The organism is Streptomyces doebereineriae, from assembly GCF_031845645.1.
In the GTDB taxonomy this organism is placed as follows: Bacteria; Actinomycetota; Actinomycetes; order Streptomycetales; family Streptomycetaceae; genus Streptomyces; species Streptomyces canus.
Window position 1 is genome coordinate 125,498 of the sequence record NZ_JAVREZ010000011.1, and the last position, 23,191, is coordinate 148,688.

Below are 23,191 nucleotides of genomic sequence, written 5' to 3' on the forward strand. Positions count from 1 at the left end.
CCGTCCCCTCCTCCTGACCCACTTCTAGCCCAAAGGTGATCACTCATGCCCATGACCGCCCCTGCTCCCGCCACTCAACTCGACATCGCCGCCGACCTGTTGACCCTTCTGCGCGACTCCACCACCGAACCGCGCCCCGACTCCCAGCTGGAGGCCCTCACTCTTGCCGTGGCCGCCGATCTGCCGGTGCTGCTGTGGGGTGAGCCGGGCATCGGCAAGACCGCGGCCCTGACCCAGCTCGCCGCTGCCCTGGACCTGCCGCTGACCACGGTGATCGCCAGCGTGCACGAGCCGTCCGACTTCTCGGGGCTGCCCGTGGTCGGGGACGATCCGGCCACCCAGGGCGTGCCCATGGCACCGCCGGACTGGGCGGTACGGCTGGTGCGGGCCGGCCGGGGGCTGCTGTTCCTGGACGAGTTGTCCACCGCGCCGCCCGCCGTCCAGGCCGCGCTGCTCCGGCTCGTCCTGGAGCGGCGGATCGGCGCACTCCGGCTGCCGCCCGGTGTGCGGATCGTGGCCGCCGCCAACCCCAGGTCCTCGGCGGCCGACGGCTGGGAGCTGAGCCCGCCGCTGGCCAACCGCTTCGTCCATCTCCAGTGGACCCACGACCACGAGACCGTCGTGCGCGGGCTCGGCGGAACCTGGCCGCGGGCCACCCTGCCACGGCTCGACCCGCGCAAGCTGCCGGAGGCAGTGGACTTCGCCCGCCGCGCGGTGTGCGGGCTGCTCGCCGCGCGCCCCACGCTCGTGCACCGGCTGCCCACCAACGAGAGCGGGCGGGGCGGTCCCTGGCCGTCGCCGCGGAGCTGGGACATGACCCTGTCCCTGATCGCCTTCGCGACCGCGGCCGGCTCCGCGCGGGACGTGCTCTCCTCGCTGGTCCGGGGCACGGTGGGCGACGGCCCGGGGCTGGAGCTGCTGGCGAGTCTGGACCGGCTGGACCTCCCGGACCCGGAGGACGTGCTCGCCGATCCCGCGGGGGCCGTCCTGCCCGAGCGGGGAGACCTGCGGCAGGCCGTGCTCGACGGTGTGGTGGCGGCCGTACGCGCACGTCCGGACCGGGCCCGCTGGGATTCCGCGTGGGCGGTGCTGGTGCGGGCGCTGGAGACCGGGGCCCCGGACCTGGTGGTCGTGCCCGCGACCACGCTCGCCTCGCTGCGGCAGCAGGACTGGGACGTGCCGACGGCGATCGAGAGGCTCGCCGGGGCGGTGGCGCTGTCCCGGCGGGCGGACCGGGCGGCTGTCGCCTCCAAGGCCCGCCGATGAGCACGAACACCCCTGAAAAGGGCAGACACCTGGACCGCGACAAGCTCTTCGCCGCCCGTCTGCACGCCGCCCGGGCCCGCCCCTATCTGGCCACCGCGCTGTTCGCCCTGCACACCGTCGAGTCGAAGCGGGTGCCGACGATGGCCGTCGACCGGCACTGGCGGTGCTATGTCTCACCGGCGTTCGTGGACCGCATGCCGGTGGAGGAGCTGGCGGGCGTATGGGTGCACGAGGTGTCCCACCTGCTGCGCGACCACCACGGGCGCGGTGACCGGGTGGCCCGTGAGCGCGGGCTGACCGGTGTCGGGGACCGGCTGCGGATGAACATCGCCGCGGACTGCGAGATCAACGACGACGTGTACGGCGACGGACTGGTCTCGCCCCAAGGCGCCGTCCGACCTGGGCGGTTGAGGCTGCCTGTGGGACAGCTGATGGAGGAGTACCTGAGCGGGATCAGCTTCGGGCCGCTCACCCTCGACCTGTCCTGGCTGGACTGCGGCAGCGGTGCCGACGGCCTGGAGCGCGAGTGGGACCTGGGCTCCGAAGGGGCGGACGGCCTGAGCGAGCAGGAGCGGGACGCGGTCCGCTTCCGGGTGGCGCAGGGCATCAAGGCGCATCCGGGGGACACCCCGCAGGGCTGGCGGCGGTGGGCGGAGGAGGCGTTCCATCCGCCGCAGCCGTGGCGGGACCTGCTGGGCGCGGCACTTCGCTCGGCGGTCTCCGGCTCCGGCGCGGGCGACGACTACAGCTACGGCCGTCCGTCGCGGCGCTCGGCGGGGGTGCCCGGCACGGTGCTGCCGAGCCTGCGACGCCGGCCGCCCAGGGTCTGCGTGATCATCGACACCTCCGGCTCGGTCAGCGACGGCGAACTGGGCAGCGCGCTCCTGGAGGTTGCCGCGATCTCCCACGCCGTGGGCGGCCGACGTGACCTGGTCAACGTGCTCTCGTGCGACGCGGCGGCCGGGGTCGTGCGTCCGCTGTGCCGGGCCGAGGGCATCCCGCTGGTCGGCGGCGGCGGTACGGATCTGCGCACGGGCTTCGAGAAGGCGCTGCGCTCGCGGCCCCGTCCGGACGTCGTCGTGGCCCTGACCGACGGGCAGACACCCTGGCCGAGCGCGCGGCCCTCATGCCGTACCGTCATCGGTCTGTTCCCCCGGCCGGGGAGGAGCCGTGCACGACGCGAGAACAACCCCGAGTACATGCCGGACTCACCGCCCGCCTGGGCCCGCGTGGTGGAGATCGGCCAGGCATCAGGAGCCGGGTGAGCCACAAGGCTCCGAGCAGGCCGGCCGACCTCGCAGTCGCCGCGGGGTGGACGCGGGGGTGGTCGGCCACGAGATCATGGGGGCCGGGGAGTCCGGAGCACATCGCGGGCCTGGGTGGGAGGAGCGACATGACCAATGTCGACGTACACCAGCATCTGTGGAGCCCGTCGTTGGTGACGGCCTTGAGGGCGCGCCGCGAGCCGCCGTATCTGGATGACTGGACGCTGTATCTGGACGGCGAGCCGCCCTACGGCCTCCCGCCCGCCGCCCACGACGCGGCCCGGCGCGCGGAACTCGCCGCCACCGACGGCCTCGGCCTCGCGCTCGTCTCCCTCTCGGCGCCGATCGGCGTGGAGTGGCTGCCCGCGGCCGAGGCCCGGCCGCTGCTGGACGCCTATCACGAGGGCGCGGCCGCGCTCCCCGCGCCGTTCGGGGCGTGGGCCGCCGCCTGTGTGCGGGACATCGACGCCAAGGCGACGGCGGGCTACCTGGACCTGGGGTTCGCCGGCCTCCAGCTGCCCGCCGACGCCCTTGCGGACGCGGCCGGTTACGACCGGTGCGCCCCCCTGCTCGAGCTGCTCGAAGAGCGCGACCTCCCGCTGTTCGTGCACCCGGGGCCCGCGGCCGGTGGCTCCGCGGGGCCCGGGTGGTGGCCCGCGATGGTCCCCTACGTCCAGCAGATGCACGCCGCCTGGTTCGCCTTCCGCGCCTACGGCCGTCCCCGTCATCCGCGGCTTCGGGTCTGCTTCGCGCTGCTGGCCGGGCTCGCCCCGCTGCACGGGGAGCGGTTCGCCGCGCGCGGGGACGGCGGGACGGAGCCGGACCCGTTGGTCTTCGTCGAGACGTCCTCGTACGGGCCGCGTGCCGTCGAGTCCGTCGTGCGCGCCCTGGGCGTGGACGCCGTGGTCCAGGGCTCGGACCGGCCGTACGCGGAGCCGCCGCAGCACCCCGGCCACGGGCTCGGCGGAGCGGCGGCCTACGCCTTCCGTATCGCCAACCCGCGGCGGCTGCTCACCGGGAAGGAATGACAGCGCGGTGAAGGGGCGCGTTCTCGACGGGAGCGCGCAGTTCGACCCGGGAGACGTCGTGGTCCCGGAACCAGGCGAGCAGGCCGCTGACGACCGTGCGGCTGTGGCCGTGCCGCCGGTGGTCCGGATCGGTGACGACTCCGATGACGTGCCCGGTTCGGCCGCCGCGCACGCCCGGTCGGGGCGGGCGTCGGTCGATGGCGCCGATGCCACAGGCGGCGAGCCCCTCGTCCTCGGCGTCCACCACCAGGACGCGCACGTCGTCCGCGGTGAGCCGCTCCCACAGCGCCACGGCCAGTGAGTCCAGCTCGTTGCCGTCGAGATCCCCGGATCGCAGTGCCTGCAGACGCACGAGCTCCACGAGGTCGTACTCCACCGCCTGCCGTACGGCCGATGAGCTTCCGGTGCCTTGTCCCATACCGACCACACTGGTGTAATGCTCTTGTGCATCTCAACCCTTACGGCGAGGATCCCGTGAAGCTGGCCGCGGATCTGGCCAACCGGCGCCCGGCCGACGTCACGGAGCTCGCGGACCGCTGTCTCGCCGCCGGGGTGGTGCTGGACGACCCGGCCACCCGGAGGGACCTGGTCCGCACCGGGGAGGTGCTGGACGCGTGGGAGAAGGTCGTCGACGCCGCGGACGAGGAGGAGCGCGCCGAACTGCTCAACCGCATGCTGGCGACGGCCGCCGCGTATCCGCGGATGACCAACCACGTGGGCACCGGATGGCATCTGCACTACCGCGACGAGGGCCAGTCGCTCGGCGACGTGCTGTACTCCCTGATCTCCGTGGGCACCGCCCTGCACCTGGCGGGACGCGGCATGCACCGCCTGCGACGCTGCGAGGTGACGGAGTGCGCCACGATCTTCGCCGACACCTCCCGCACCGGCCGGCAGCGCTACTGCTCCCCCCGCTGCGCCAACCGGGACGCGGTCCGCCGCCACCGGGCCCGCGCCACGACCTCGGGCTAGCGGACGAGGCCGGACCAGGGACGAGTCAATTATTGGCAACGGTTTTCACATACCGGCCGCCGGACCTGTTTACGACAATCATTTCCATCTAGCGTGACGGGGCAATCAGAACCGCACCTGGAGGATCCATGTCCACGTCCCCGTCTTCCCGCCGCTTGATGCTGCTCGTCGGCGCCTCCGTCAGCCTGCTGGCAGGCTGCGGCAGCTCCTCGGACTCCGGGAGCGACGGGAATGCCTCCGCGGCCCCGGCCGCCTCGTCCAAGGTCGCCGTCGTCGCCTCCACCAACGTGTACGGCGACATCGTCTCGCGCATAGGCGCCGACAAGGTCTCCGTCACCTCGGTCATCAGCGACCCCGACCAGGACCCGCACTCCTACGAGGCCAGCACCCAGAACCAGCTGGCCCTGTCGAAGGCGAAGGTCGTCGTCGAGAACGGCGGCGGCTACGACGACTTCGTGGACCGGATGCTCAAGAGCGCCGGCAACTCCTCCGCCGAGGTGATCAACGCGGTGAAGGTCTCCGGCAGGACCGCCCCCAAGGGCGGTGAGCTCAACGAGCACGTCTGGTACGACTTCCCCACGGTCGCGAAGATCGCCGACCGCATCGCGGCCGCCCTGGGCAAGGCCGATCCCGCGAACGCCACGACGTACACGAAGAACGCCGACGCCTTCAAGGCCGACCTGAAGCCGCTGGAGGCCAAGGAGGCGCAGATCAAGAAGGAGCACGGCGGCGAGGCGATCGCCATCACCGAGCCCGTACCGCTGTACATGACCGGAGCGAGCGGGCTCGTCGACAAGACGCCCACGGAGTTCAGCGAGGCCATCGAGGAGGGCGACGACGTCTCCCCCAAGGTCCTCCAGGAGACCCTCGCCCTGTTCACCGACAAGCAGGTCGAGGCGCTGGTCTACAACGCGCAGACCTCCGGCCCGCAGACCGAGAAGTCCGAGCAGGCGGCCAAGGCGGCCGGCATCCCCGTGGTCCCGGTGACGGAGACCCTGCCGAGCGGCAAGAACTACCTCGCCTGGATGACCGGCAACGTCGACGCGCTCGCGAACGCACTGGCCAAGTGAGCGCGGTCATCAGCCTGCGCGGGGCCCGTCTCTCCTACGGTCCGCGCACGGTCTGGAGCGACCTCGAACTCGACGTGCACCCAGGGGAGTTCCTCGCCGTGCTGGGCCCGAACGGAGCGGGCAAGACCAGCTTCGTCCGGGCACTGCTCGGCCGGCAGCCGCTGTCCGCAGGGGAGTTGACGGTCCTCGGCCGCTCTCCCCGCGAGGCCGCCCGGCACATCGGTTACGTCCCCCAGCAGGCGGCCCTGTCCGCGCAGGCGATGCTTCGCGCCCGTGACCTCGTGCGCTTCGGCATCGACGGCCACCGGTTCGGGCCGCGCCTGCGAACAGCCGCCGTGCGCAAGCGCGTCGAGGAGATCCTCGCCTCGGTGGGTGCCTCGGCGTACGCCGACGTCCCGCTCGGCCTGCTGTCCGGCGGCGAACGTCAACGCGTCCGCATCGGACAGGCCCTCGCGACCGATCCCCGCATCCTGCTGTGCGACGAGCCGTTGCTCTCCCTGGACCTCCACCACCAGCGCGCGGTCACCGAGTTGGTGGACGCCCGCCGCCGTTCCCACGGCACGGCGGTGGTGTTCGTGACCCACGAGATCAACCCGGTGCTCGGTCTGGTCGACCGCGTGCTGTACCTGGCGCCGGGCGGCCACCGCGTCGGCACCCCCGACGAGGTCCTCACCTCCGCGTCCCTGTCCCGGCTGTACGGCACCCGGGTCGACGTCGTTCGTGTGCACGGCCGGGTCGTGGTGGTCGGCGCCCTCGACGACCATGCGCACCACGTGCCGGAGGAGGTCCACCCATGAGTGTCTGGCACCAGATGTTCGACTTCGAGAACTACGGCGAACTCCTCGTCCTGGTCCGCAACTCGCTCATCGCCGGGGCGGCCCTGGGCCTGGTCGGCGGCCTGGCCGGGGTGTTCGTCGCGATGCGTGACCTGCCCTTCGCGGTGCACGGCATCAGCGAGCTGTCCTTCGCCGGCGCCTCCGGAGCCCTGCTGCTGGGCATGAACATCGTGGCGGGCTCGATCACCGGATCCCTCCTGGCGGCCGGCGCGATCGGCCTGCTCGGCACGCGCGCGCGTGACCGCAACTCGGTGATCGGCATCCTGATGCCGTTCGGACTGGGGCTCGGGGTGCTCTTCCTCGCCCTCTACAAGGGCCGCGCGGCGAACAAGTTCGGCCTGCTCACCGGACAGATCGTCGCCGTGGACACCCCGCAGACGACCTGGCTGCTCGTCACCTCCGCGGTGGTCCTGATCGCCCTCGCGGTGATGTGGCGCCCGCTCGCCTTCGCCAGCGCCGACCCCGACGTGGCCGAGGCCCGCGGGGTCCCGGTGCGCGGGCTCTCCTTCGCCTTCATGATCGTGCTCGGCCTGGCGGTCGCCCTGTCCGTGCAGGTCGTGGGCGCCCTGCTGGTGCTCTCCCTGCTGATCACCCCGGCCGCGGCCGCCGCCCGCGTCACCGCGTCACCGGTCCTGCTGCCCCTGCTCAGCGTGGTCTTCGCCATGACGTCGATCGAGGGCGGCATCCTGCTGGCCCTGGGCAGCAGCATCCCGATCAGCCCGTACGTCACGACGATCTCATTCGTCCTCTACGTCGTCTGTGCCGCCGTCGGCAGATACCGGACCCGGCGCTGGGGCGCCCGGCGTACGGCCCCGGCTCCGGCTCCGGCTTGAGCCAGGTTCTGTCCGTGCCCCTCGCGTACGGCCCGTGGCGACGCGCCCAGCTCCTTGCGACAGGCCTTGTTGAAGGCCTGCAGGTCGGGGATGCCGACGGTCGCCGCGATCGCCGGGATGGCCAGCGTGGAGGCGATGAGCAGGTGCCGGGCGCGTTCCATGCGACGGCGCCGGATGTAGGCGACGACCGTGTGTCCGGTGTCCTCGCGGAACAGCCGGGTCAGATGGGTGTGCGAGACCCCGGCGGCGCGGGCGATGGTGGGGACGCTCACAGGCCCGGCCAGATGCTCCTCGATGTGGGCGACGGCTGTCCGCAGGGCGGGGTGCCGGGAGCCGGGACGGTTCTCGCCGGCGGCGGTCAGGCCCGTCGTGCGCCACAGCACCGTCCACAGTTCCGCGGAGGCCCGTGCCGAGGACTGCGTGCTCGCGGCGACCGTCTGCCGCAGCAGCCCGGTCAGCACCGCAGCGTCCGCACCGGTGTCCTGCATCACCGGGACCCGGCGCCGCTCGCCGTCGCCCGGCAGCCGGAAGTGGGCGTACAGGTGCTCGCAGCGCGTGGCGTGGTAGTGGAAGTGCACCTCGGTGTCGGGCGGGACGAGGCTCACGTGCCCCGGGCGGATCGGGTGCCGGGAGCCGCCCAGCTCCAGGGTGCCGGAGTAGCCGTAGAGATGGAGCTGCCACAGCCGTGGAAGCCGGAACACGTCGTGCGGGCCCGCGGAGCCGTGCACGCCGACGCCCGCGTTCTCCACGTGGGGCGGCAGGTCGAGGGTGAGGTCGACGTGCTGGGTCATGGTGGAAAATTACCAGTGGTCGCCGATTACAGCCCACTACTTCCCGGGTGACTGTTCCTACGGTTGCCGTATGCCAACCACACGACAGCTGCTGAGCTCCGCCCAGGTGGCGCGGTTCGTGGCCCACGGTTTCCTGCGCCTGGACGGCATCGTGCCCCGGGAGATGAACGAGGAGGCCCTCGGCGTCTTCGCCGCCGGGCTGCCCTCCGTGCCGTACGGCACTCCTGTGCCGAAGGCGTTCCCCGACGGCTCCTTCGCCCGCCGGCTCGTCGAACTGCCCGCCGTCTCAGGGGCGTTGGAGAGTCTGGTGGGACCGGATCCGACCGTCGACCACCATTTCGTGCACACCCGTGAGCCGCGCGAGGGCAGCGCCCAGCCGCTGCACGCCGACGCCGTGATCGATCTGCGGTCCGACGCCTTCGACGTCCAGCTCATGTACTACCCGCAGGAGGTCACCGCGGAGATGGGCGGCACGCTCATCGTGCCCGGCAGCCATCTGCGCCGCACCAACGAGTCCGACACCGGCCGCTACCAGAATCTGCGCGGCCAGACCCGGCTGACCTGCCCAGCCGGCACGGTGGTGCTGCTGCACCACGGGATCTGGCACGGCGGGCGGCGCAACGACAGCGAAACCGTCCGCCACATGTACAAGATCCGCTTCAACCCGACCGTGCCCCAGGTGCGGCTGTGGGACATGGCGGACCTGGACGCGCCTGCCGTCCGGGAGGAACTGGGGCGCGGTTTCCCCTGGTACGAGCAGGCCACCGGCCGGCTGGAGATCCTCAACCGGGTCAGGTTGTGGCGTGCCCTGACCGGCGATCCCACGTTCGACATCGAGTACTGGGCCACCCGCATCACCAACCGGCCCGCCACACAGAGGAGCAAGGCGTGACCCTCTCGAGCACCCTCCGCCAGCAGGTTCTCGTCCTGTACCTGGACACCTCCGCGCTCGACTCGCGGGTCGTCGGCTGGGCCCGCTACGACGGCACGGGCACCACCCGCCCCACGACCGGGGACAGCGACGAGCCGCCGTACGAGACGGGCGTCGCCGCTCTGGAGGACGGCTGGCGGCTCTTCCAGGCCGCGCAGCTGGTCCCGCCGTATCCGGGGACCGAGCACGAGACGTCGTTCCTCAAGCACGAGTTCTTCTTCGAGAAGCTCGTGAGCGGCGGATGAGACACAGCTCACAGCCTCGAAACCGCAAATATGGTCCAATACGCCGTAAGTACGACGAATCGGACTTCTGTCTCTCGAGGAATCAGACCAGATGACCCATCCCCGTCTGTCCGCGCCCTCCGCCCCCTTCCTCCCCTCGGGGACGTTGCGGGAGCTGTCCGAGGCGGCCCGGGCGGCGGGGACGGGGCAGGTGCCGGACGAACGGTGGACGGCCCGCCGGTTCCTGGACGGGACACCGGCGGCCGTCGCGGTACTGGACGCGGACCTGCGCTATCTGTACGTCAACGACACCCTGGCCGAGCTCAACGGGCTGCCCGTCGAGGAGCACCTGGGCCGCCCCATGCCGGAGGTGATACCCGGTTCCGGGCCCTCGGCGGAGGTGGCCCGCGAGGTACTCCGTACCGGACTGCCGCAGACGGTCGTGTTCGACGGCCGGGCGCCCGACGACAAGGTGGACGTGCCGCGCTGGTGGCTCGGCGCCTTCCACCGGATCGAGGGTGAGGACGGCGAGATCCTCGGTGTCGCCGCGGTCGTCATGGAGGTCACCGACGGCATCCGGCAGCGCGAGTCGCTCAGGCGGGCCCAGGAGCGTCTGGAGCTGCTGGAGGAGACCGCCGCCCGGGTCGGCCGCACGCTCGACGCGGCCGAGGCCTGCCGGGCGCTGACCGACCTGCTGGTGCCGCGGTTCGCCGACTACGCCGCCGTGGACGTGCTCGACCCCGAGGGCACCCGCAGGGCCCCGGCCACCCCCGTCCCGGTGCGGCTGCGCCGCATGGCGGTGGCCGCCGCGCCCGGCACGCCCGAGCCGTTCACCCCCGTGACCAGGAGCGGCGAGGTGATCTTCCACCAGGCCAGTTCGTCGATGTCCCAGGTGCTGGCCGGACACAAACCCGTGGTGCTCAACCGGCCCGACGACGACACCGTGCGTCTGCTCGCCCCCACGCGGCAGCGGCTGGAGCGCTACCGGACCCTGGAGCTGCACTCCGTGGCCTACCTGCCGCTCATGGTCGGCGGCGAACCCGTCGGGGCGGTCATCGTCGGCCGCAGGGCGGACTCCCCCGAGTTCACCCCGGACGACGCCGAGCTTCTGGAGCTGCTGACCGCGCGGGCCGCGACGGGCATCGGCCACGCCCTGCGCTACACCCACGAGCACGAGACCGCACTGGAGATGCAGCGCGCCTTCCTGGCCAGCCCGCGCATACCGGGGCCGGGCGTGGAGATCGCCAGCCGCTATCTGCCCGCCGGGCGGGGTGCCGAGGTCGGCGGCGACTGGTTCGACGCCGTCGCGCTGCCCTCCGGGCGCACCCTGCTCGTGGTCGGGGACGTCATGGGGCACGGAGTGCGGGCCGCCGCGGCCATGAGTGAGTACCGCTCCCTGCTCCGGGCGCTGGCCCTGCAGGGGCTCGCTCCCGACCGGTTGCTCACCGAGGCGGACCGTACCGCCCACGCGCTCGACCTGGACCGCGTCGCCACGTGTGTGCTGGTCCTCCTGGACCCCGCCGCCGAACTCTCCGTCCTGGCCACCGCCGGCCATGTCCCGCCCCTGGTGGTGAGGCCGGGCACCGCCCCCGAACTCGCGGACCTCCCCGTCGGCCCTCCCCTCGGCACGGGCTTCGGCGGATACGAGAGCCGGCACTGCCCGCTGCCGCCGGGCACCCTGCTGCTGGCCTACACCGACGGGCTCGTGGAGCGGCGCGGCGAGGACATCGACACGGGCCTCACCGCCCTCGCCCACGCACCCGTCGCCGCCGGGAACGCCCTGCCGGACATCCTGAACACCGTCCTCGACCGGCTGGCCCCGGCCAACTCGGAGGACGACGTCACGCTTCTGGCGGCGCGCACCCTGCGGGAGCCGCTCCGACCCCGGTGACCTTCCGCCTCCTCACCGTTCGGGGCAGCCCTCGTCCGACACCGTGACCCGCCGTCCGCCGCCGTCGGTCACTTCAGCGGTGACCGTGGCGTCGGACGGACGCGTGAGGCGGTACGCGGCGGCGGCCGTGCAGACGATCTGCCGGACCCCGGTGTCGCTCAACCCGTCCATGCCCGGGGGGAGTCGTATCGTCATCGCGTCCCCCCTCACCGTCACCGTCGGGGCGTCCGGCGAGGGGGTGTTCCCGGGCTCGTCGGTGGCGGGCGGAAGTGCCATCGCGGTCGGCACGCCCGGTACCTCGGTGGAGAGGCCGTCCAGGCGTCCCTCCCCGGCCAGCGGACCGGCCATCAGCAGGCGTAGCGCCGCCTCGGGGTCACCGGGCCGCGTGGTCGTGCGGGGCGTCGTGACGAGTGCGCCGTCCTCGACGAAGTAGACCGGCGTCAGCGGGAGGGTCCCGCTCGCGGGACCGCCGGCCTCCACCACTCCGGTCGCGGGGATCCCGCAGGAGGTGAGCGCGAGGAGCGTCAGCAGCGGGACGCCGCGCAGGGCCTTCATGACGGGTTCTCCTCGGGCGACTCGTCCCGCCGCAGCGGAAGTTCTACGGTGAAGACGGCGCCGCCCGCCGGATGGTTGGCCGCGCGGACGGTGCCGCCGTGGATGCGGACGTTCTCGGCGGTGATGGACAGACCGAGGCCGCTGCCCTCGGAGCGGATCCGGGCGGTGTCCGACTTGTAGAACCGCTCGAAGACATGGGGCAGGACGTCGTGGGGGATGCCGGGGCCGCTGTCCCGTACCTCGATGACGGCCCCCGCGTCGCCGGCGCTCAGCCGCACCTGTACCGGGCGGGCGCCGTGCTTGAGCGCGTTACCGACCAGGTTGGCGACGACCACGTCGAGTCGGCGCGGGTCGACGCGTCCGCGTACCGCGTGCGGCGGCGGCAGATCGGTTGCCACCGTGTCCGTCCAGCCGCGGGCGGCGAGGGTGCGCCGGATCGACTCGGCGAGGTCGATCTCGTCCAGGTGCAGCACCGCCGCGCCCGCGTCGAACCGGGAGATCTCCATCAAGTCGTCGACGAGACGGGCGAGTTTGACGGTCTCCTCGCTGATGAGCCTGACCGCGGTGGCGGTGTCCGGATCCAGCCGGGCGGCGTCCTCGTCGAGGACGTCGGTGACCGCCGACATGGCGGCGAGCGGGGTGCGCAGTTCGTGCGAGACGTCGGCTGCGAAGCGGCGGGCCCGGGCCTCCATCTCGCGCAGTTCGGCCACCGATGTCTCCAGGGCGGCGGCCGTCTCGTTGAACGTGTGGGACAGGTCGGCGAGTTCGTCGGAGCCGTTGACCGCGAGCCGGGTGTCCAGGCGCCCTTCGGCGATCCTGCGGGTGGCGAGCCGCAGCTTCCGCACCGGCACCAGCACCCCGCGGGCGGCGAGGAGCGCGAGCACGACAGCGAGCGCGAGGGCCGCCACCATGGCCCGTTCGACAGCGGCCACCAGGGCGTCGACGTACGCCTGTTCCGTGGTCTGCGGAACGACGAGGAAGACGTGGACTCCGGTGACCGTGGCGGCGGTGTCCCGGCCGCCGAAGAGGATCGACATGCCGACGACGAGGGAGGTGCGCCCCTCGCCGCGCACCCGCTGGAAGACGGTGGCCCGGCTGGATCCGACGGCCTTACGCAGGGCGGGCGTCACCTCGGTGAAGGGGTCTCCCGGGGCGGAGGAGCCGCTGAGGTCCCCGTAGGTCACCAGCACCCGCCAGCTGCCCTGCGACTCGGTGGCCGCCACGTCCTGCGCGAACTCCCGCAGCGCCGACTCCTCGGGGGGCACGGCGAGTTCGGTGGCATGTTGGTTGAGCTGGGCGCGCAGTTGTCTGATGGTGGCGTCCTGGCTCTGCTGGAGTACACCGGTGCGCGCCTCGCGAAAGGTCAGGGCCCCGGTTGTGATGGCCGCGACGGTGGCGACGAGCCCGAAGGCCACCACCAGGCGGGCCCGCAGGCCCCGCAGCCGGCGCTTCCTCACGGCGCCGCGAAGCGGTAGCCGAAACCGCGCACGGTGTGGATGTAGCGGGGTGCGCGGGGCGGCTCGGACATCTTGGTGCGCAGTCGTTTGACGCAGGCGTCCACCAGCCGGGCGTCGCCGTGGTAGTCGTGCTCCCAGACGGCTTCGAGGAGTTGCTGACGGCTGAACACCTGGCCCGGCGAGGCGGAGAGGGTGAGCAGGAGCCGTAGCTCGGAGGGCGCGAGGGCGATCGGCTCGCCGTTCAGCGCGACGGTCAGGCCGGCCCGGTCGACGGCCAGATCGCCGTAGGTGTCGATCTTGGGCAGGCCCTCGGTGCGGGGTGTGCTTCCGGCCGCCCGGCGCAGGACCGCGCGTATGCGCGCGTCGAGTACGCGGGCCAGGACGGGTTTGACGACGTAGTCGTCGGCGCCCGCCTCCAGGCCGACGACGATGTCCACTTCGTCTCCCCGTGCGGTCGCCATGATGATCGGCAGGGTCTGGTCGACGGCACGTATGCCCCGGCACACGTCCAGGCCGGTCATGCCGGGCAGCATCAGATCGAGGACGACGATGTCCGGCCGGAAGGCCCGCAGCCGGTCCATCCCCTCCTCGCCGGTCGCGGTGGCGGCGACGTCATGGTTCTGGCGGCGCAGGGCCAGGGCCACGCCCTCCCGCACGGCGGGGTCGTCTTCGATCAGCAGTACACGTGACATGCGCACAGTATCCACACGATCATGAGCCCGAGGAGGGTTATCGGTTCGTTACCTTCCGGGCCAGGTCCGATCACATGGCGATCACATCGTGATCACCGTGACAGCGCACAGACGAAACCCCGCCGGCCGCCGTCGCCGGAAGCACTCCGAGCGGAGCGTGAAGAACCAACTGATGGGCGGCCTGGCCGCGTTGGTGGCCTTCGCGGCCGTCGGTGGCGCGGTGGTGGCGTGGCTGCCGTCCGACGCGAGTGGAACATCCGCGGCGCCCTCACCCGTGGCGAGTCCGGAATCCCGAAGGACACCTGAGTCACCGGAACCGGAAGAGTCCGGCCCGCCTCCCAGCCCCTCCACGACTCCCCTCCCCCAGGGCGGTCCGGGGACCTTCGTCACCGCGCCCGGTGGGAGCGGGCGGGTCGGCAAGGGCACGCCCCTGCGCTACCGGGTCGAGGTGGAGAAGGGCATCACGATCTCCCCCGAGGACGTCGCCGAGCAGGTGGAGCGGACCCTGGCGGACCCGCGCGGCTGGACGGCCGACGGCCACTCGGCGTTCCAGCGGGTGTCCAGTGGCCCCACCGACTTCCGGGTCCGGCTCGCCACCCCGGCGACCGTCGACAAGTTCTGTGCCGAGGGCGGTCTCGACACCGGCGGCAAGGTCAACTGCAGCGTGAACCACAACGTGATGGTCAACCTCAGACGCTGGGTGCTGGCGACCGAGTTCTACCCGAAGGACGTCGTCGGGTACCGCTCGCTGATCATCAACCACGAGGTGGGCCACTTCCTCGGCCACGGCCATGTGACCTGCCCCGGCGAGGGGCAGCCGGCCCCCGCGATGATGCAGCAGATCAAGGGCCTGCTCGGCTGCGTCCCCAATGTCTGGCCGTACGACAGCGACGGCCGTCTCCTCACGGGCCCCTCCGTCCCGTGACGCCTTGTTCCCCCAACTGTCAGGAGTTCAGATGGAGTTACGCGTACGCCACAGACATGCGGCCATGGCCGCCGGAGTGGCCTCCGTGACGCTGGTCCTGGCCGGTCTCCCGACCGGCGCGGGCGCCGTCGACACCGGGCGCGGTCGTACGGCCGCCGCGGTACGGACGGTCACGCTGGTCACCGGCGACCGGGTCCTGGTCGGTCACGAGGGCCAGGTCTCCGGAGTGGAGCGGGCGCCGGGCCGAAAGGACGTGCCGTTCTCGATCCGGGAGGTCGCCGGACACACCCGGGTGGTTCCCGGTGACGCCGAACTGCTTCTCGCCCAGGGGAAGTTGGACGCCAGACTGTTCGACGTGACCCAGCTGCTCAAGGACGGCTACGACGACGCGGGCCGGTCCGACGTACCGCTCATCGTCACGTTCAAGGGCAAGAAGACGCCCTCGATGAGCCCGTTCACCGAGGCCGGGGCCCGGATGGGCCGTACGCTGCCGGTGGTCAACGGCAAGTCGATGCGTTCCGCGAAGAAGCGGACGGCCGACTTCTGGGACACCGTCACCGCTGAGGAGTCCGGGGCTGTCGAGAAGGTCTGGCTGGACGGCCGGCGCAAGGCCTCGCTCGACAGGAGCGTGCCGCAGATCGGCGCACCTGCCGCGTGGGCCGCCGGATACGACGGCACCGGGGTGAAGGTCGCCGTCCTGGACACCGGAGTCGACACCTCCCACCCCGATCTGGCGGACCAGGTGGTCGAGGAGAAGGACTTCTCGGGCTCCGACGGTACCGGCGACAAGTTCGGACACGGTACGCACGTGGCGTCCACCGTGGCCGGCACCGGCGCCAAGTCCGAGGGCAAGTACAAGGGGGTCGCGCCGGGCGCGAAGATCCTCAACGGCAAGGTCCTGGACGACACCGGCTTCGGCTCGGACTCCGGGATCATCGCCGGCATGGAGTGGGCGGTGGCCCAGAAGGCGGACGTCGTCAACCTCAGCCTCGGCGGCACCGACCTGCCGGGCACCGACCCGATGGAGGAGGCCGTGGACCGGCTCTCCGCCGAATCCGACACGCTCTTCGTCGTGGCGGCGGGGAACGAGGGCGAGTTCGGCGAGGGCACGGTCGGCTCGCCGGGCAGCGCGGACGCCGCGCTCACCGTGGGCGCGGTCGACAAGTCCGACGCGCTCGCCGACTTCTCCAGTCGCGGCCCGCGGGTCGGGGACAGCGGCGTCAAGCCGGACCTGACCGCGCCCGGTGTCGAGATCACGGCAGCGGCGGCGGCCGGCAGCATCATCGAGAAGGAGTACCCCTCCGGCGTCCCCGGCTACGCCACCCTCGACGGTACGTCCATGGCGACCCCGCACGTCGCGGGCGCCGCCGCCCTCCTCGCCCAGCAGCATCCCGACTGGAGCGGCGAGCGACTCAAGGCGGTCCTCACCGGCTCCGCGAAGCCGGGGACGTACAGCTCCTTCCAGCAGGGCACCGGCCGTACCGATCTGGTCCGGGCGCTGGAACAGAACGTCGTCACCGAGCAGGGCCCGCTCGACTTCGGCGAGCAGCAGTGGCCGCACGACGACGACAAGCCGTCCACCAAGCAGCTCACCTACCGCAACCTCGGCACCGAGCCGGTCACCCTCGACCTGTCCGTCGACGCCTTCGCGGTGGACGGGAAGCCCGCCGCCGAGGGCATGTTCAGCGTGTCCCCGCAGCGGATCACCGTCCCGGCGGGCGGCACCGCGAGCGCCGAGGTCACGGCGGACACCCGCGCGGGGAGCGCCGACGGCAGCTTCGGCGGTTCGGTACAGGCCGCGTCGGCCGACGGCAAGGTCCAGGTACGGTCCGCCATAGGCGCGACGCGCAAGGTGGAGTCGTACAGCCTGACGCTCAAGCACATCGACGAGAACGGCCGGCCGACCGGGGACGCCGCCACCGCCGTCGCCGATTTCGACGGCGACTTCTACGCCGAGTACGCCGACGAGCAGGACGGCGAGCTGACGGTACGGCTGCCCAAGGGCGACTACATCCTCAGCGGGATCATCCACCCGGAGACCTCGTCGCCCGGCCACGGCATTCTGGTGGAGCCGAGGTTCCGGCTGGACGGCGACAAGACCGTCACCGTGGACGCCCGGCAGGCGAAGCCGGTGGACATCACGATGCCGGACCCGGAGGCCGAGAACACCGACGCCACCGTCCTGATCGGCTTCGGGCGCGGCGAGGGCAAGCGGGACGGTTCGCTCGAGTACCTGATGCCGAGCTTCAAGGGCTCGCGGTTCGGGCGGCTCGGCGGCGGGGAGCCCGTGGACGGTCTCAACGCCCTGTACTCCGGCGGCTGGAGCCGTCAGGGCACGGACGGCGACCGGGTCAACTACCACGCGGCCTGGTACCGGAAGGGCAGCGTGGACGGCTTCACCGCCAAGGTCGAGCGGAAGCAGTTGGCGAAGGTCGACCTCCAAGTGGGCGAGGCAATCGACGGCCGACGCGTCCAGGCCGAGGTGAGCCCGCACCTGCCCGACGGCGAATTGGTGTTCGGCTTCACCGACATGCGGGGCGACCTGCCGTTCCGGAGCACCGAGTACATCCTCGACAACGGTGTGAAGTGGTCCCTGCGCACCTGGCAGCTCTCGGGCGAGGGCCGGGAGTCGGTCTTCGAGAACTTCCTCATGAGGATGCCGCGGATCTGGAAGGCCGGTCACAGCTACCAGGAGCGCTTCAACGTCGGCGTCTTCGGCCCGGCACTGGCCGGCACCGGACAGTTCGGACCGGCCAGGGGCTTCCCCGGTGTCGCCCGCATGGGGAACACCGTCAGGGCGTATGTCCCGCTGTTCGGCGACGGCGCCGGACACTGGGGCACCAGCAACACGACCGCGGTGACGACCAGACTGGAGGCGAACGGCAAGGAGATCGCCGACGACTACGGCATCCCTCCGACCGACGGGCTCACCGAGTACACGGTTCCGGCAGAGGACACCACGTACAAGCTGACCGTGGACAACTCCCGTGACCCGGCCGTGTATCCGGTCAGCACCCGGGTCCGCGCGGAGTGGACCTTCCGCTCGGCGAAGGCCCCGGAGGACGAGTTCACCGCACTGCCGCTGTCGACGGTCCGCTTCAGCCCCGACCTGACCCTGGCCAGTACGGCGAAGGCGGGCAAGCGCTTCGAGGTGCCCTTCACCGTCGAGGGCGCGGCGGCGGGACAGCGCCCGGCGAAGCTCGCCTTCCAGGTGTCCTACGACGACGGGAAGACCTGGCAGCCCGCCAAGTCCGTCGGCGGCACGCACCTGTCGCTGAAGCACCCGGCGACGGCAGGCTCCGTCTCCCTGCGCGCGGAGCTGACGGACCGGGCGGGCAACACCCTGACCCAGACGATCGAAAGGGCCTACCTGACCACCCCGTAACCCCCGGTACCCACCTGCCCGGGACGGCCTCGCCGCTGTCCCGGGCAGGTGGGTACACCTCTGCGGTTGGGCCCCAACAGGCAGCAGATCCAGGCCTGTTGGGGCCGATGATTCACATGAGGCGAGCCTCGGGGATTAACGTGGATGTCCACGACCGGTGTTCGAACCGTTCGGCGGGTTTCCCCGTCGCGCACACGCAGGAGCGTCCATGGCTGATCAGGCAGAGAACTCCGAGCAGTCCGAGCAGGAGGCCTTGCCCAAGATCGACACCTCTGTGCCGCAGTCGGCCCGGATCTGGAACTACTGGCTGGGAGGCAAGGACAACTACGAGGTCGACCGGGTGGCCGGTGACGCCTTCCGCGAGATCTTCCCCGGCATCGAGACAGGCGCCCGCGCGGCGCGGTACTTCCTCGCCCGCGCCGTCCGTCATCTGGCCGGTGAGGAGGGCGTCCGGCAGTTCCTGGACATAGGCACCGGGCTGCCCAACGTCGACAACACCCACCAGATCGCCCAGCGGGTGGCCCCGGAGTCCCGGATCGTCTACGTCGACAACGACCCGCTGGTGCTGGCCCACGCCCGCGCGCTGCTCACCAGCACCCCGGAGGGGGTCACCAACTACGTCGACGCCGACCTGCGCGACCCCGCCACGATCCTGCGGGAGGCCGGGAAGACCCTGGACTTCGACAAGCCCGTCGCCCTCATGCTGATGGGCATCCTCGGCCACATCGAGGACCACGACGAGGCGTGCGCGATTGTGCGGGAGCTGGTGGCCGGGCTGCCCTCCGGCAGCTTCCTCGTGCAGTACGACAGCACCGCCACCAGCGAGGCCTACGTCCAGGCCATCCAGCAGTACAACGAGGGCGGTTCGATCCCCTACATCCTCCGCAGCCCGGAGCAGCTCGCGCGCTACTTCGACGGACTGGAACTGCTCGAACCGGGCGTGGCGTCGTGCTCGCGCTGGCGCCCCGACACCGAGGCGTGGGGCCTTCCCGCGGAGGTGCACCAGTACGGCGGTGTCGCTCGCAAGAGCTGAGACCGCTGGGGTCACGTGTCCTGGAGGATGCGGTGCAGGATCGTGGGCGTCTCGTCCGGTGACTCGGCCTCGACCGCCAGGCGGTTCATGGCGTCCCAGTAGCACTCGATCTCGGCGGGACGGTCGGGATAGAGGCCGGTGGCGAGTTGTTCGAGGTAGACGACGTCGGGCAACTCGCTGCCCGGCAGCCGCACGATGGTGATCGGGCCGCCCTCCGCCGAGTGGCCGCCGGAGAGGAACGGCAGGATCTGGACGGAGACCTGCGGGAGCCGGCAGATCTCGATGAGATGCCTGAGCTGGGCGCGCATCGTGGAGCTGCCGCCCACGGGCCGCCGCAGCGCCGCCTCGTCGAGCACCGCCCAGAGCCTGGTCGCCGGCTGCCTGTGCAGGATCCGCTGCCGGGACATCCGTAACGCGACACGTCGTTCGATCTCCACCGGGGACGCGTCCGCGTGGGCGAGCCGGAGGGAGGCACGGGCGTAGTCGGGGGTCTGCAGCAGGACGGGAACACGCTGGACCTCGAAGCAGCGGACGAGACTCGCCGCCTGTTCGGCCGCCAGGTAGTTCTGCATCCAGGCGGGCACCACATCGTTGAAGTACTGCCACCAGGCAGGGGTGTTGGACTCCTCGACCAAGGTCAGCAGGGTGGCACGTTCGGCCTCGCCCGTGACGCCGTAGAGAGTGAGCAGATCCTCCACGTCCCGCAGCTTGAAGCCGTGACGGCCGGCCTCCATGCGACTGATCTTCGACCGTGAGCCGCGGATGGCATGTCCCGCATCCTCACGGGAGACGCCCCGCTCCTCCCGCAGCCTGCGCAGCCGCGCGCCCAGCAGCAGCCGCGGCACCATGGGCCCGGCCGACCGCCCGCCCAGGATCCCGCTGTCGATCGGTGTTCCTGCGGACTTGTGGGCGCCCATGGGCATTGCTCCCTGCGGTGGAACTCGACTGTGCACACGTACAGGCACTGCGAGTTGCCATCGTAGGGGCTGACGGCCCGGCACGTATCGGTACGTGGAAGCGTGCCTACGCGCTGTCGGCCGCCGCGGTGCTCGGGGTCGGGCCGCCCGGGGTGCCCGCGGTGCCCGAGCCGCCGAACCGGATGCCCTTGGCCTCCTTGCCGACGGCGCTCAGCACGATCACCACGGCCAGGGCCGGCACCACGGTCCACGCCATCGCCGCCGGATAGCCGTGCCGTTCGGCGAGGGCTTCCTGGATGGGCAGGTTGAGGGCGGCGATCAGGTTCCCGAGCTGATAGGTGACACCGGGGTAGAAGCCGCGGATCGCGTCCGGGCTCATCTCGGTCAGGTGCGCGGGGATGACGCCCCAGGCTCCCTGGACGCACATCTGCATCAGGAAGGAGGAGAGCATCAGCCAGCCCACAGTCGTCGACAGCACGAAGAAGGGCACCACGACCAGACCACCGGCCGCCGCGATCATGATCGTGCGACGGCGTCCCAGCCGCTCGGAGAAGGCACCGAGCAGCGCGCCTCCGATCATGGCGCCGATGTTGTAGACGACGGCGATGGCGATGGCGGTGTCCGGGGACAGACCCAGGCCCTTCTTGACGAAGGTCGGATAGATGTCCTGGGTGCCGTGCGACATCCAGTTGAAGGCGGTCATCAGCGCCACGAGGTACACGAAGCGCTTCAGCACGGCCGGGTCCCTGAACACCTGGTACGCGGGGGTGCGGTTGAGCTTGACGCTCTTCTCCCACACCTCGCTCTCCTCCACCCGGCTGCGCACCCAGAGGGCGACCAGGGCGGGCACCAGGCTGAAGGCGAACAACCCGCGCCAGCCGAAGACGGGTTCGATGACGAAGAACGCCACGGCGGCGAGCAGATACCCCAGCGAGTAGCCGCTCTGCAGGAGGCCCGACCAGAAGCCGCGCCGCTCGGCGGGGATCTTCTCCATGGCGAGCGCCGCGCCCAGGCCCCACTCGCCGCCCATGCCGATGCCGTACAGCAGACGCAGCACCAGCAGCACGGCGTAGTTGGGCGCGAAGGCGCAGGCGAAACCGACGATCGAGTAGAAGACCACGTCGACCATGAGCGGGGTCCTGCGGCCCCGGCGGTCCGCCCACATGCCGAAGACGAAGGCCCCGACCGGCCGCATCACGAGGGTGGCGGTGGTGAGGAAGGCCATGTCGGTGAGGGAGACATGGAAGTCGTCGGCTATCTCGCTGTAGACGAGGACCACCAGGAAGTAGTCGAACGCGTCCATCGCCCATCCCAGATAGGCGGCGACGAACGCGTTGCGCTGGTCCTTGGTGAGCCCCTTCGCCTGTTCCCGAACGGTATTCAGCATGTCGGCCCTTCCCACGGTTCCGCAGGTGAGGCTAGGTCCGGACGACGACGCGAACAACGCATGACGAGCAAAGCGAGAGCCACAATTGTCCCAAGCCGACGGCCAGTTCATCGGCCGAAGGCCCGTCTGCCCGTGCCGCCACCGGGCGCCTCGCGGCGTCCACTGCGGCAGGATCTCCGCGCTGAACGCGATCGTGGAGCGCGATCAGACCGTCGCGCACCCCAGTACCAGCGGCGCCACGGCAAGAAGCATGATGGCGGCCGGGGTGGCGCTTCCCTTCTTGTCGCCTCCACGGAGGTGTGTGATCACGGCGCCCAGGAAGTACAGGACGACGCCGATCGCCGCCGCGATGCCCAACGGTCGGTAGGCGATGCCGACGAGCAGCCCCAGAGCGCCCGCGATCTTGACCAGGCCGAGCGGCAAGAACCAACTGTCGGGCACCCCGAGCGCCTTGAGCCCCTCTGTGATCTTCGGGTCGCGGGTGATGTCGGGAACGGCAGAGAGGACCAGCAGCAGGGACAGCACGACGGCGAGGACGGCATAGGCGATGAACACGGAGAGCTCCGGAGCAAGAAGGGGACCGTCGATGGGTCCAGGAATTCAGGGCGACAAGCGATGAGCCGCGATCACGGTGTCGATGCGATCAGTTGTGCTGTTCGGCGTCTATCAGGGCGCCGTCGGTGTAGGCCTGCCGGGTGGTGTCTGTGGAGCGTGCGATCTCGTCGATGCTGAGCAAGGGACGTTGGGAAACACCGGCGGCCACCCGCGCCGAACTGTCAGTTCGGCATCCGGTTGAACCTGCGGACGATGCGGTCGAAGATCCGGGCCGGTAGGACGCGGTGGAACACGCTGATGCCGGCGGCCGTCGTGCCGGCGGTGCGCCGCAGTTTCGGGTTGCGGTCGGTGGCCGCCGCGACGATCACCTTGGCCACGGTGGCGGGATCGTCGCCGCCGCTGAGGTTCTTGGCCAGCACCTCGTCGAAGGTGCGCCGGCCCGACGCGTAGAGCGGCATCGGGGTGTCGCCCTGCACGCTGTGGTCCCCGAACGGGGTGTTGATCGGGCCGGGCTCGACGAGCAGGATCCGCACGCCGTGCTCGCGGACCTCGTGGTCCAGCGACCCGGAGTAGCCCTCGACCGCGTGCTTGGTCGAGGTGTAGATGGACATGAACGGGCTGGGCACGAACCCGCTGAGGGAGGAGACGTTGATGACGCGTCCGCTGCGCTGCGTGCGCATGTGCGGCAGCACCGCCCTGGTCATCCGCATGATGCCGTAGACATTGACGTCGAAGACCTCCTGCGTCCGGGCGACGGAGAACTCCTCGCCGGCGCCGTTGGCGCCGACGCCGGCGTTGTTGACCAGGACGTCGATACGCCCGAACCGGTCGGTCACCTGCTTGACCACGGAGGCGACCGATTCGTCACTGGTCACGTCGAGGTCGAGGTAGGCCACCCCGGCGGGCGCACTGACCCGCGCGGTGTTGCGGGCGGTCCCGATCACCTCGAAGCCCGCCGCGGCGAAGGCACGGGCCGTCTCCTTGCCGACCCCCGAAGAGGCACCGGTCACCAGCACCACCGGCCGAGTTGTCGCCATCACGAGCTCCCTAGATTTTGACGTACGTTCGTATGTCTTACGTTCGTACGACCATAGGGGAGTCGTCAGGTCGATGGCAAGTGGTCTCGCCCGGCGATCCGGGAGTGATCCGAGAGAGAGCCGGAAACCCGGGGTGCGTCA

22 protein-coding genes are annotated in these 23,191 nt (G+C 71.2%); 13 read left to right on the forward strand and 9 right to left on the reverse strand.

What is annotated here, in order from left to right:
* Positions 1–45: 45 nt before the first annotated feature.
* The 3 genes from RNB18_RS29340 to RNB18_RS29350 all read left to right on the forward strand — a co-directional run bounded on the left by RNB18_RS29340 (position 46) and on the right by RNB18_RS29350 (position 3,559).
* Complete coding sequence (locus tag RNB18_RS29340) at positions 46–1,266, forward strand: AAA family ATPase (protein WP_311717129.1); 1,221 nt, start codon at positions 46–48, stop codon at positions 1,264–1,266.
* Entirely contained in the window at positions 1,263–2,531 is a 1,269-nt protein-coding gene (locus RNB18_RS29345) for a vWA domain-containing protein (protein WP_311717130.1), read from the forward strand. The genes RNB18_RS29340 and RNB18_RS29345 overlap by 4 nt, the downstream gene beginning before the upstream one ends.
* A 128-nt stretch (positions 2,532–2,659) precedes the next feature.
* Positions 2,660–3,559 (forward strand): amidohydrolase family protein, encoded by a 900-nt coding sequence (locus RNB18_RS29350; protein ID WP_311717131.1) that lies wholly within the window; start codon positions 2,660–2,662, stop codon positions 3,557–3,559.
* Here the strand turns inward: RNB18_RS29350 and RNB18_RS29355 are convergent.
* Positions 3,543–3,977, reverse strand: a complete 435-nt coding sequence (locus tag RNB18_RS29355; RefSeq protein ID WP_311717132.1) for a GNAT family N-acetyltransferase — start codon at positions 3,975–3,977, stop codon at positions 3,543–3,545. The two genes, RNB18_RS29350 and RNB18_RS29355, sit on opposite strands and share 17 nt — an antisense overlap.
* Before the next feature lie 26 nt (positions 3,978–4,003).
* On the opposite strand from RNB18_RS29355, the gene RNB18_RS29360 reads away from it, so the two are divergent.
* From RNB18_RS29360 to RNB18_RS29375, 4 genes are all read left to right on the forward strand, one after another.
* Positions 4,004–4,531: a CGNR zinc finger domain-containing protein gene (locus RNB18_RS29360; RefSeq protein ID WP_311717133.1), complete on the forward strand. Its 528-nt coding sequence runs from the start codon at positions 4,004–4,006 to the stop codon at positions 4,529–4,531.
* Between the two features lie 128 nt (positions 4,532–4,659).
* Positions 4,660–5,601 carry a metal ABC transporter solute-binding protein, Zn/Mn family gene (locus RNB18_RS29365; protein ID WP_311717134.1) on the forward strand — a complete coding sequence of 314 codons (942 nt, stop codon included), beginning with the start codon at positions 4,660–4,662 and terminating at the stop codon, positions 5,599–5,601.
* Positions 5,598–6,398: a metal ABC transporter ATP-binding protein gene (locus RNB18_RS29370; protein ID WP_311717135.1), complete on the forward strand. Its 801-nt coding sequence runs from the start codon at positions 5,598–5,600 to the stop codon at positions 6,396–6,398. Before RNB18_RS29365 ends, RNB18_RS29370 begins: the two co-directional genes overlap by 4 nt.
* A complete protein-coding gene (locus RNB18_RS29375) occupies positions 6,395–7,270 on the forward strand; it encodes a metal ABC transporter permease (RefSeq protein ID WP_311717136.1) in 876 nt (291 codons plus the stop codon). The genes RNB18_RS29370 and RNB18_RS29375 overlap by 4 nt, the downstream gene beginning before the upstream one ends.
* Here RNB18_RS29375 and RNB18_RS29380 read toward each other — a convergent pair.
* Positions 7,186–8,061: an AraC family transcriptional regulator gene (locus RNB18_RS29380; protein WP_311717137.1), complete on the reverse strand. Its 876-nt coding sequence runs from the start codon at positions 8,059–8,061 to the stop codon at positions 7,186–7,188. The two genes, RNB18_RS29375 and RNB18_RS29380, sit on opposite strands and share 85 nt — an antisense overlap.
* A gap of 70 nt (positions 8,062–8,131) precedes the next feature.
* On the opposite strand from RNB18_RS29380, the gene RNB18_RS29385 reads away from it, so the two are divergent.
* The 3 genes from RNB18_RS29385 to RNB18_RS29395 all read left to right on the forward strand — a co-directional run bounded on the left by RNB18_RS29385 (position 8,132) and on the right by RNB18_RS29395 (position 11,107).
* The gene (locus RNB18_RS29385) at positions 8,132–8,953 is read left to right on the forward strand and encodes a phytanoyl-CoA dioxygenase family protein (protein ID WP_311717139.1); all 822 of its coding nucleotides are present in this window, start codon (positions 8,132–8,134) and stop codon (positions 8,951–8,953) included.
* The gene (locus tag RNB18_RS29390; protein ID WP_311717140.1) at positions 8,950–9,237 is read left to right on the forward strand and encodes a hypothetical protein; all 288 of its coding nucleotides are present in this window, start codon (positions 8,950–8,952) and stop codon (positions 9,235–9,237) included. Before RNB18_RS29385 ends, RNB18_RS29390 begins: the two co-directional genes overlap by 4 nt.
* A 91-nt stretch (positions 9,238–9,328) precedes the next feature.
* Positions 9,329–11,107, forward strand: a complete 1,779-nt coding sequence (locus RNB18_RS29395) for a SpoIIE family protein phosphatase (protein ID WP_311717141.1) — start codon at positions 9,329–9,331, stop codon at positions 11,105–11,107.
* 12 nt (positions 11,108–11,119) lie between these two features.
* Here RNB18_RS29395 and RNB18_RS29400 read toward each other — a convergent pair whose 3' ends face one another.
* From RNB18_RS29400 to RNB18_RS29410, 3 genes are read right to left on the reverse strand one after another with little or no spacing between them, the layout of a single operon-like run.
* On the reverse strand, positions 11,120–11,662 hold the full coding sequence (locus tag RNB18_RS29400; protein WP_311717142.1) for a hypothetical protein: 543 nt from the start codon (positions 11,660–11,662) through the stop codon (positions 11,120–11,122).
* Positions 11,659–13,119 carry a sensor histidine kinase gene (locus tag RNB18_RS29405; RefSeq protein WP_311717143.1) on the reverse strand — a complete coding sequence of 487 codons (1,461 nt, stop codon included), beginning with the start codon at positions 13,117–13,119 and terminating at the stop codon, positions 11,659–11,661. Before RNB18_RS29405 ends, RNB18_RS29400 begins: the two co-directional genes overlap by 4 nt.
* Positions 13,116–13,811, reverse strand: coding sequence for a response regulator transcription factor (locus RNB18_RS29410; protein ID WP_280855996.1), 696 nt, complete (start codon positions 13,809–13,811; stop codon positions 13,116–13,118). Before RNB18_RS29410 ends, RNB18_RS29405 begins: the two co-directional genes overlap by 4 nt.
* Before the next feature lie 97 nt (positions 13,812–13,908).
* On the opposite strand from RNB18_RS29410, the gene RNB18_RS29415 reads away from it, so the two are divergent.
* The 3 genes from RNB18_RS29415 (at position 13,909) to RNB18_RS29425 (ending at position 19,154) form a co-directional block, all read left to right on the forward strand.
* Entirely contained in the window at positions 13,909–14,736 is an 828-nt protein-coding gene (locus RNB18_RS29415) for a DUF3152 domain-containing protein (protein ID WP_311717144.1), read from the forward strand.
* Between the two features lie 64 nt (positions 14,737–14,800).
* Positions 14,801–18,121 (forward strand): S8 family serine peptidase, encoded by a 3,321-nt coding sequence (locus RNB18_RS29420; protein WP_311717145.1) that lies wholly within the window; start codon positions 14,801–14,803, stop codon positions 18,119–18,121.
* 208 nt (positions 18,122–18,329) lie between these two features.
* Positions 18,330–19,154: an SAM-dependent methyltransferase gene (locus RNB18_RS29425; RefSeq protein WP_059207439.1), complete on the forward strand. Its 825-nt coding sequence runs from the start codon at positions 18,330–18,332 to the stop codon at positions 19,152–19,154.
* 11 nt (positions 19,155–19,165) lie between these two features.
* Here RNB18_RS29425 and RNB18_RS29430 read toward each other — a convergent pair whose 3' ends face one another.
* The 4 genes from RNB18_RS29430 to RNB18_RS29445 all read right to left on the reverse strand — a co-directional run bounded on the left by RNB18_RS29430 (position 19,166) and on the right by RNB18_RS29445 (position 23,050).
* Positions 19,166–20,002: a helix-turn-helix domain-containing protein gene (locus RNB18_RS29430; protein WP_311717295.1), complete on the reverse strand. Its 837-nt coding sequence runs from the start codon at positions 20,000–20,002 to the stop codon at positions 19,166–19,168.
* A gap of 175 nt (positions 20,003–20,177) precedes the next feature.
* Complete coding sequence (locus RNB18_RS29435; RefSeq protein ID WP_311717146.1) at positions 20,178–21,458, reverse strand: MFS transporter; 1,281 nt, start codon at positions 21,456–21,458, stop codon at positions 20,178–20,180.
* 204 nt (positions 21,459–21,662) lie between these two features.
* Positions 21,663–22,013 (reverse strand): DoxX family protein, encoded by a 351-nt coding sequence (locus RNB18_RS29440; protein WP_311717147.1) that lies wholly within the window; start codon positions 22,011–22,013, stop codon positions 21,663–21,665.
* Positions 22,014–22,234: 221 nt separating this feature from the next.
* Positions 22,235–23,050, reverse strand: coding sequence for an oxidoreductase (locus RNB18_RS29445; RefSeq protein WP_311717148.1), 816 nt, complete (start codon positions 23,048–23,050; stop codon positions 22,235–22,237).
* Between the last annotated feature and the right edge of the window lie 141 nt (positions 23,051–23,191).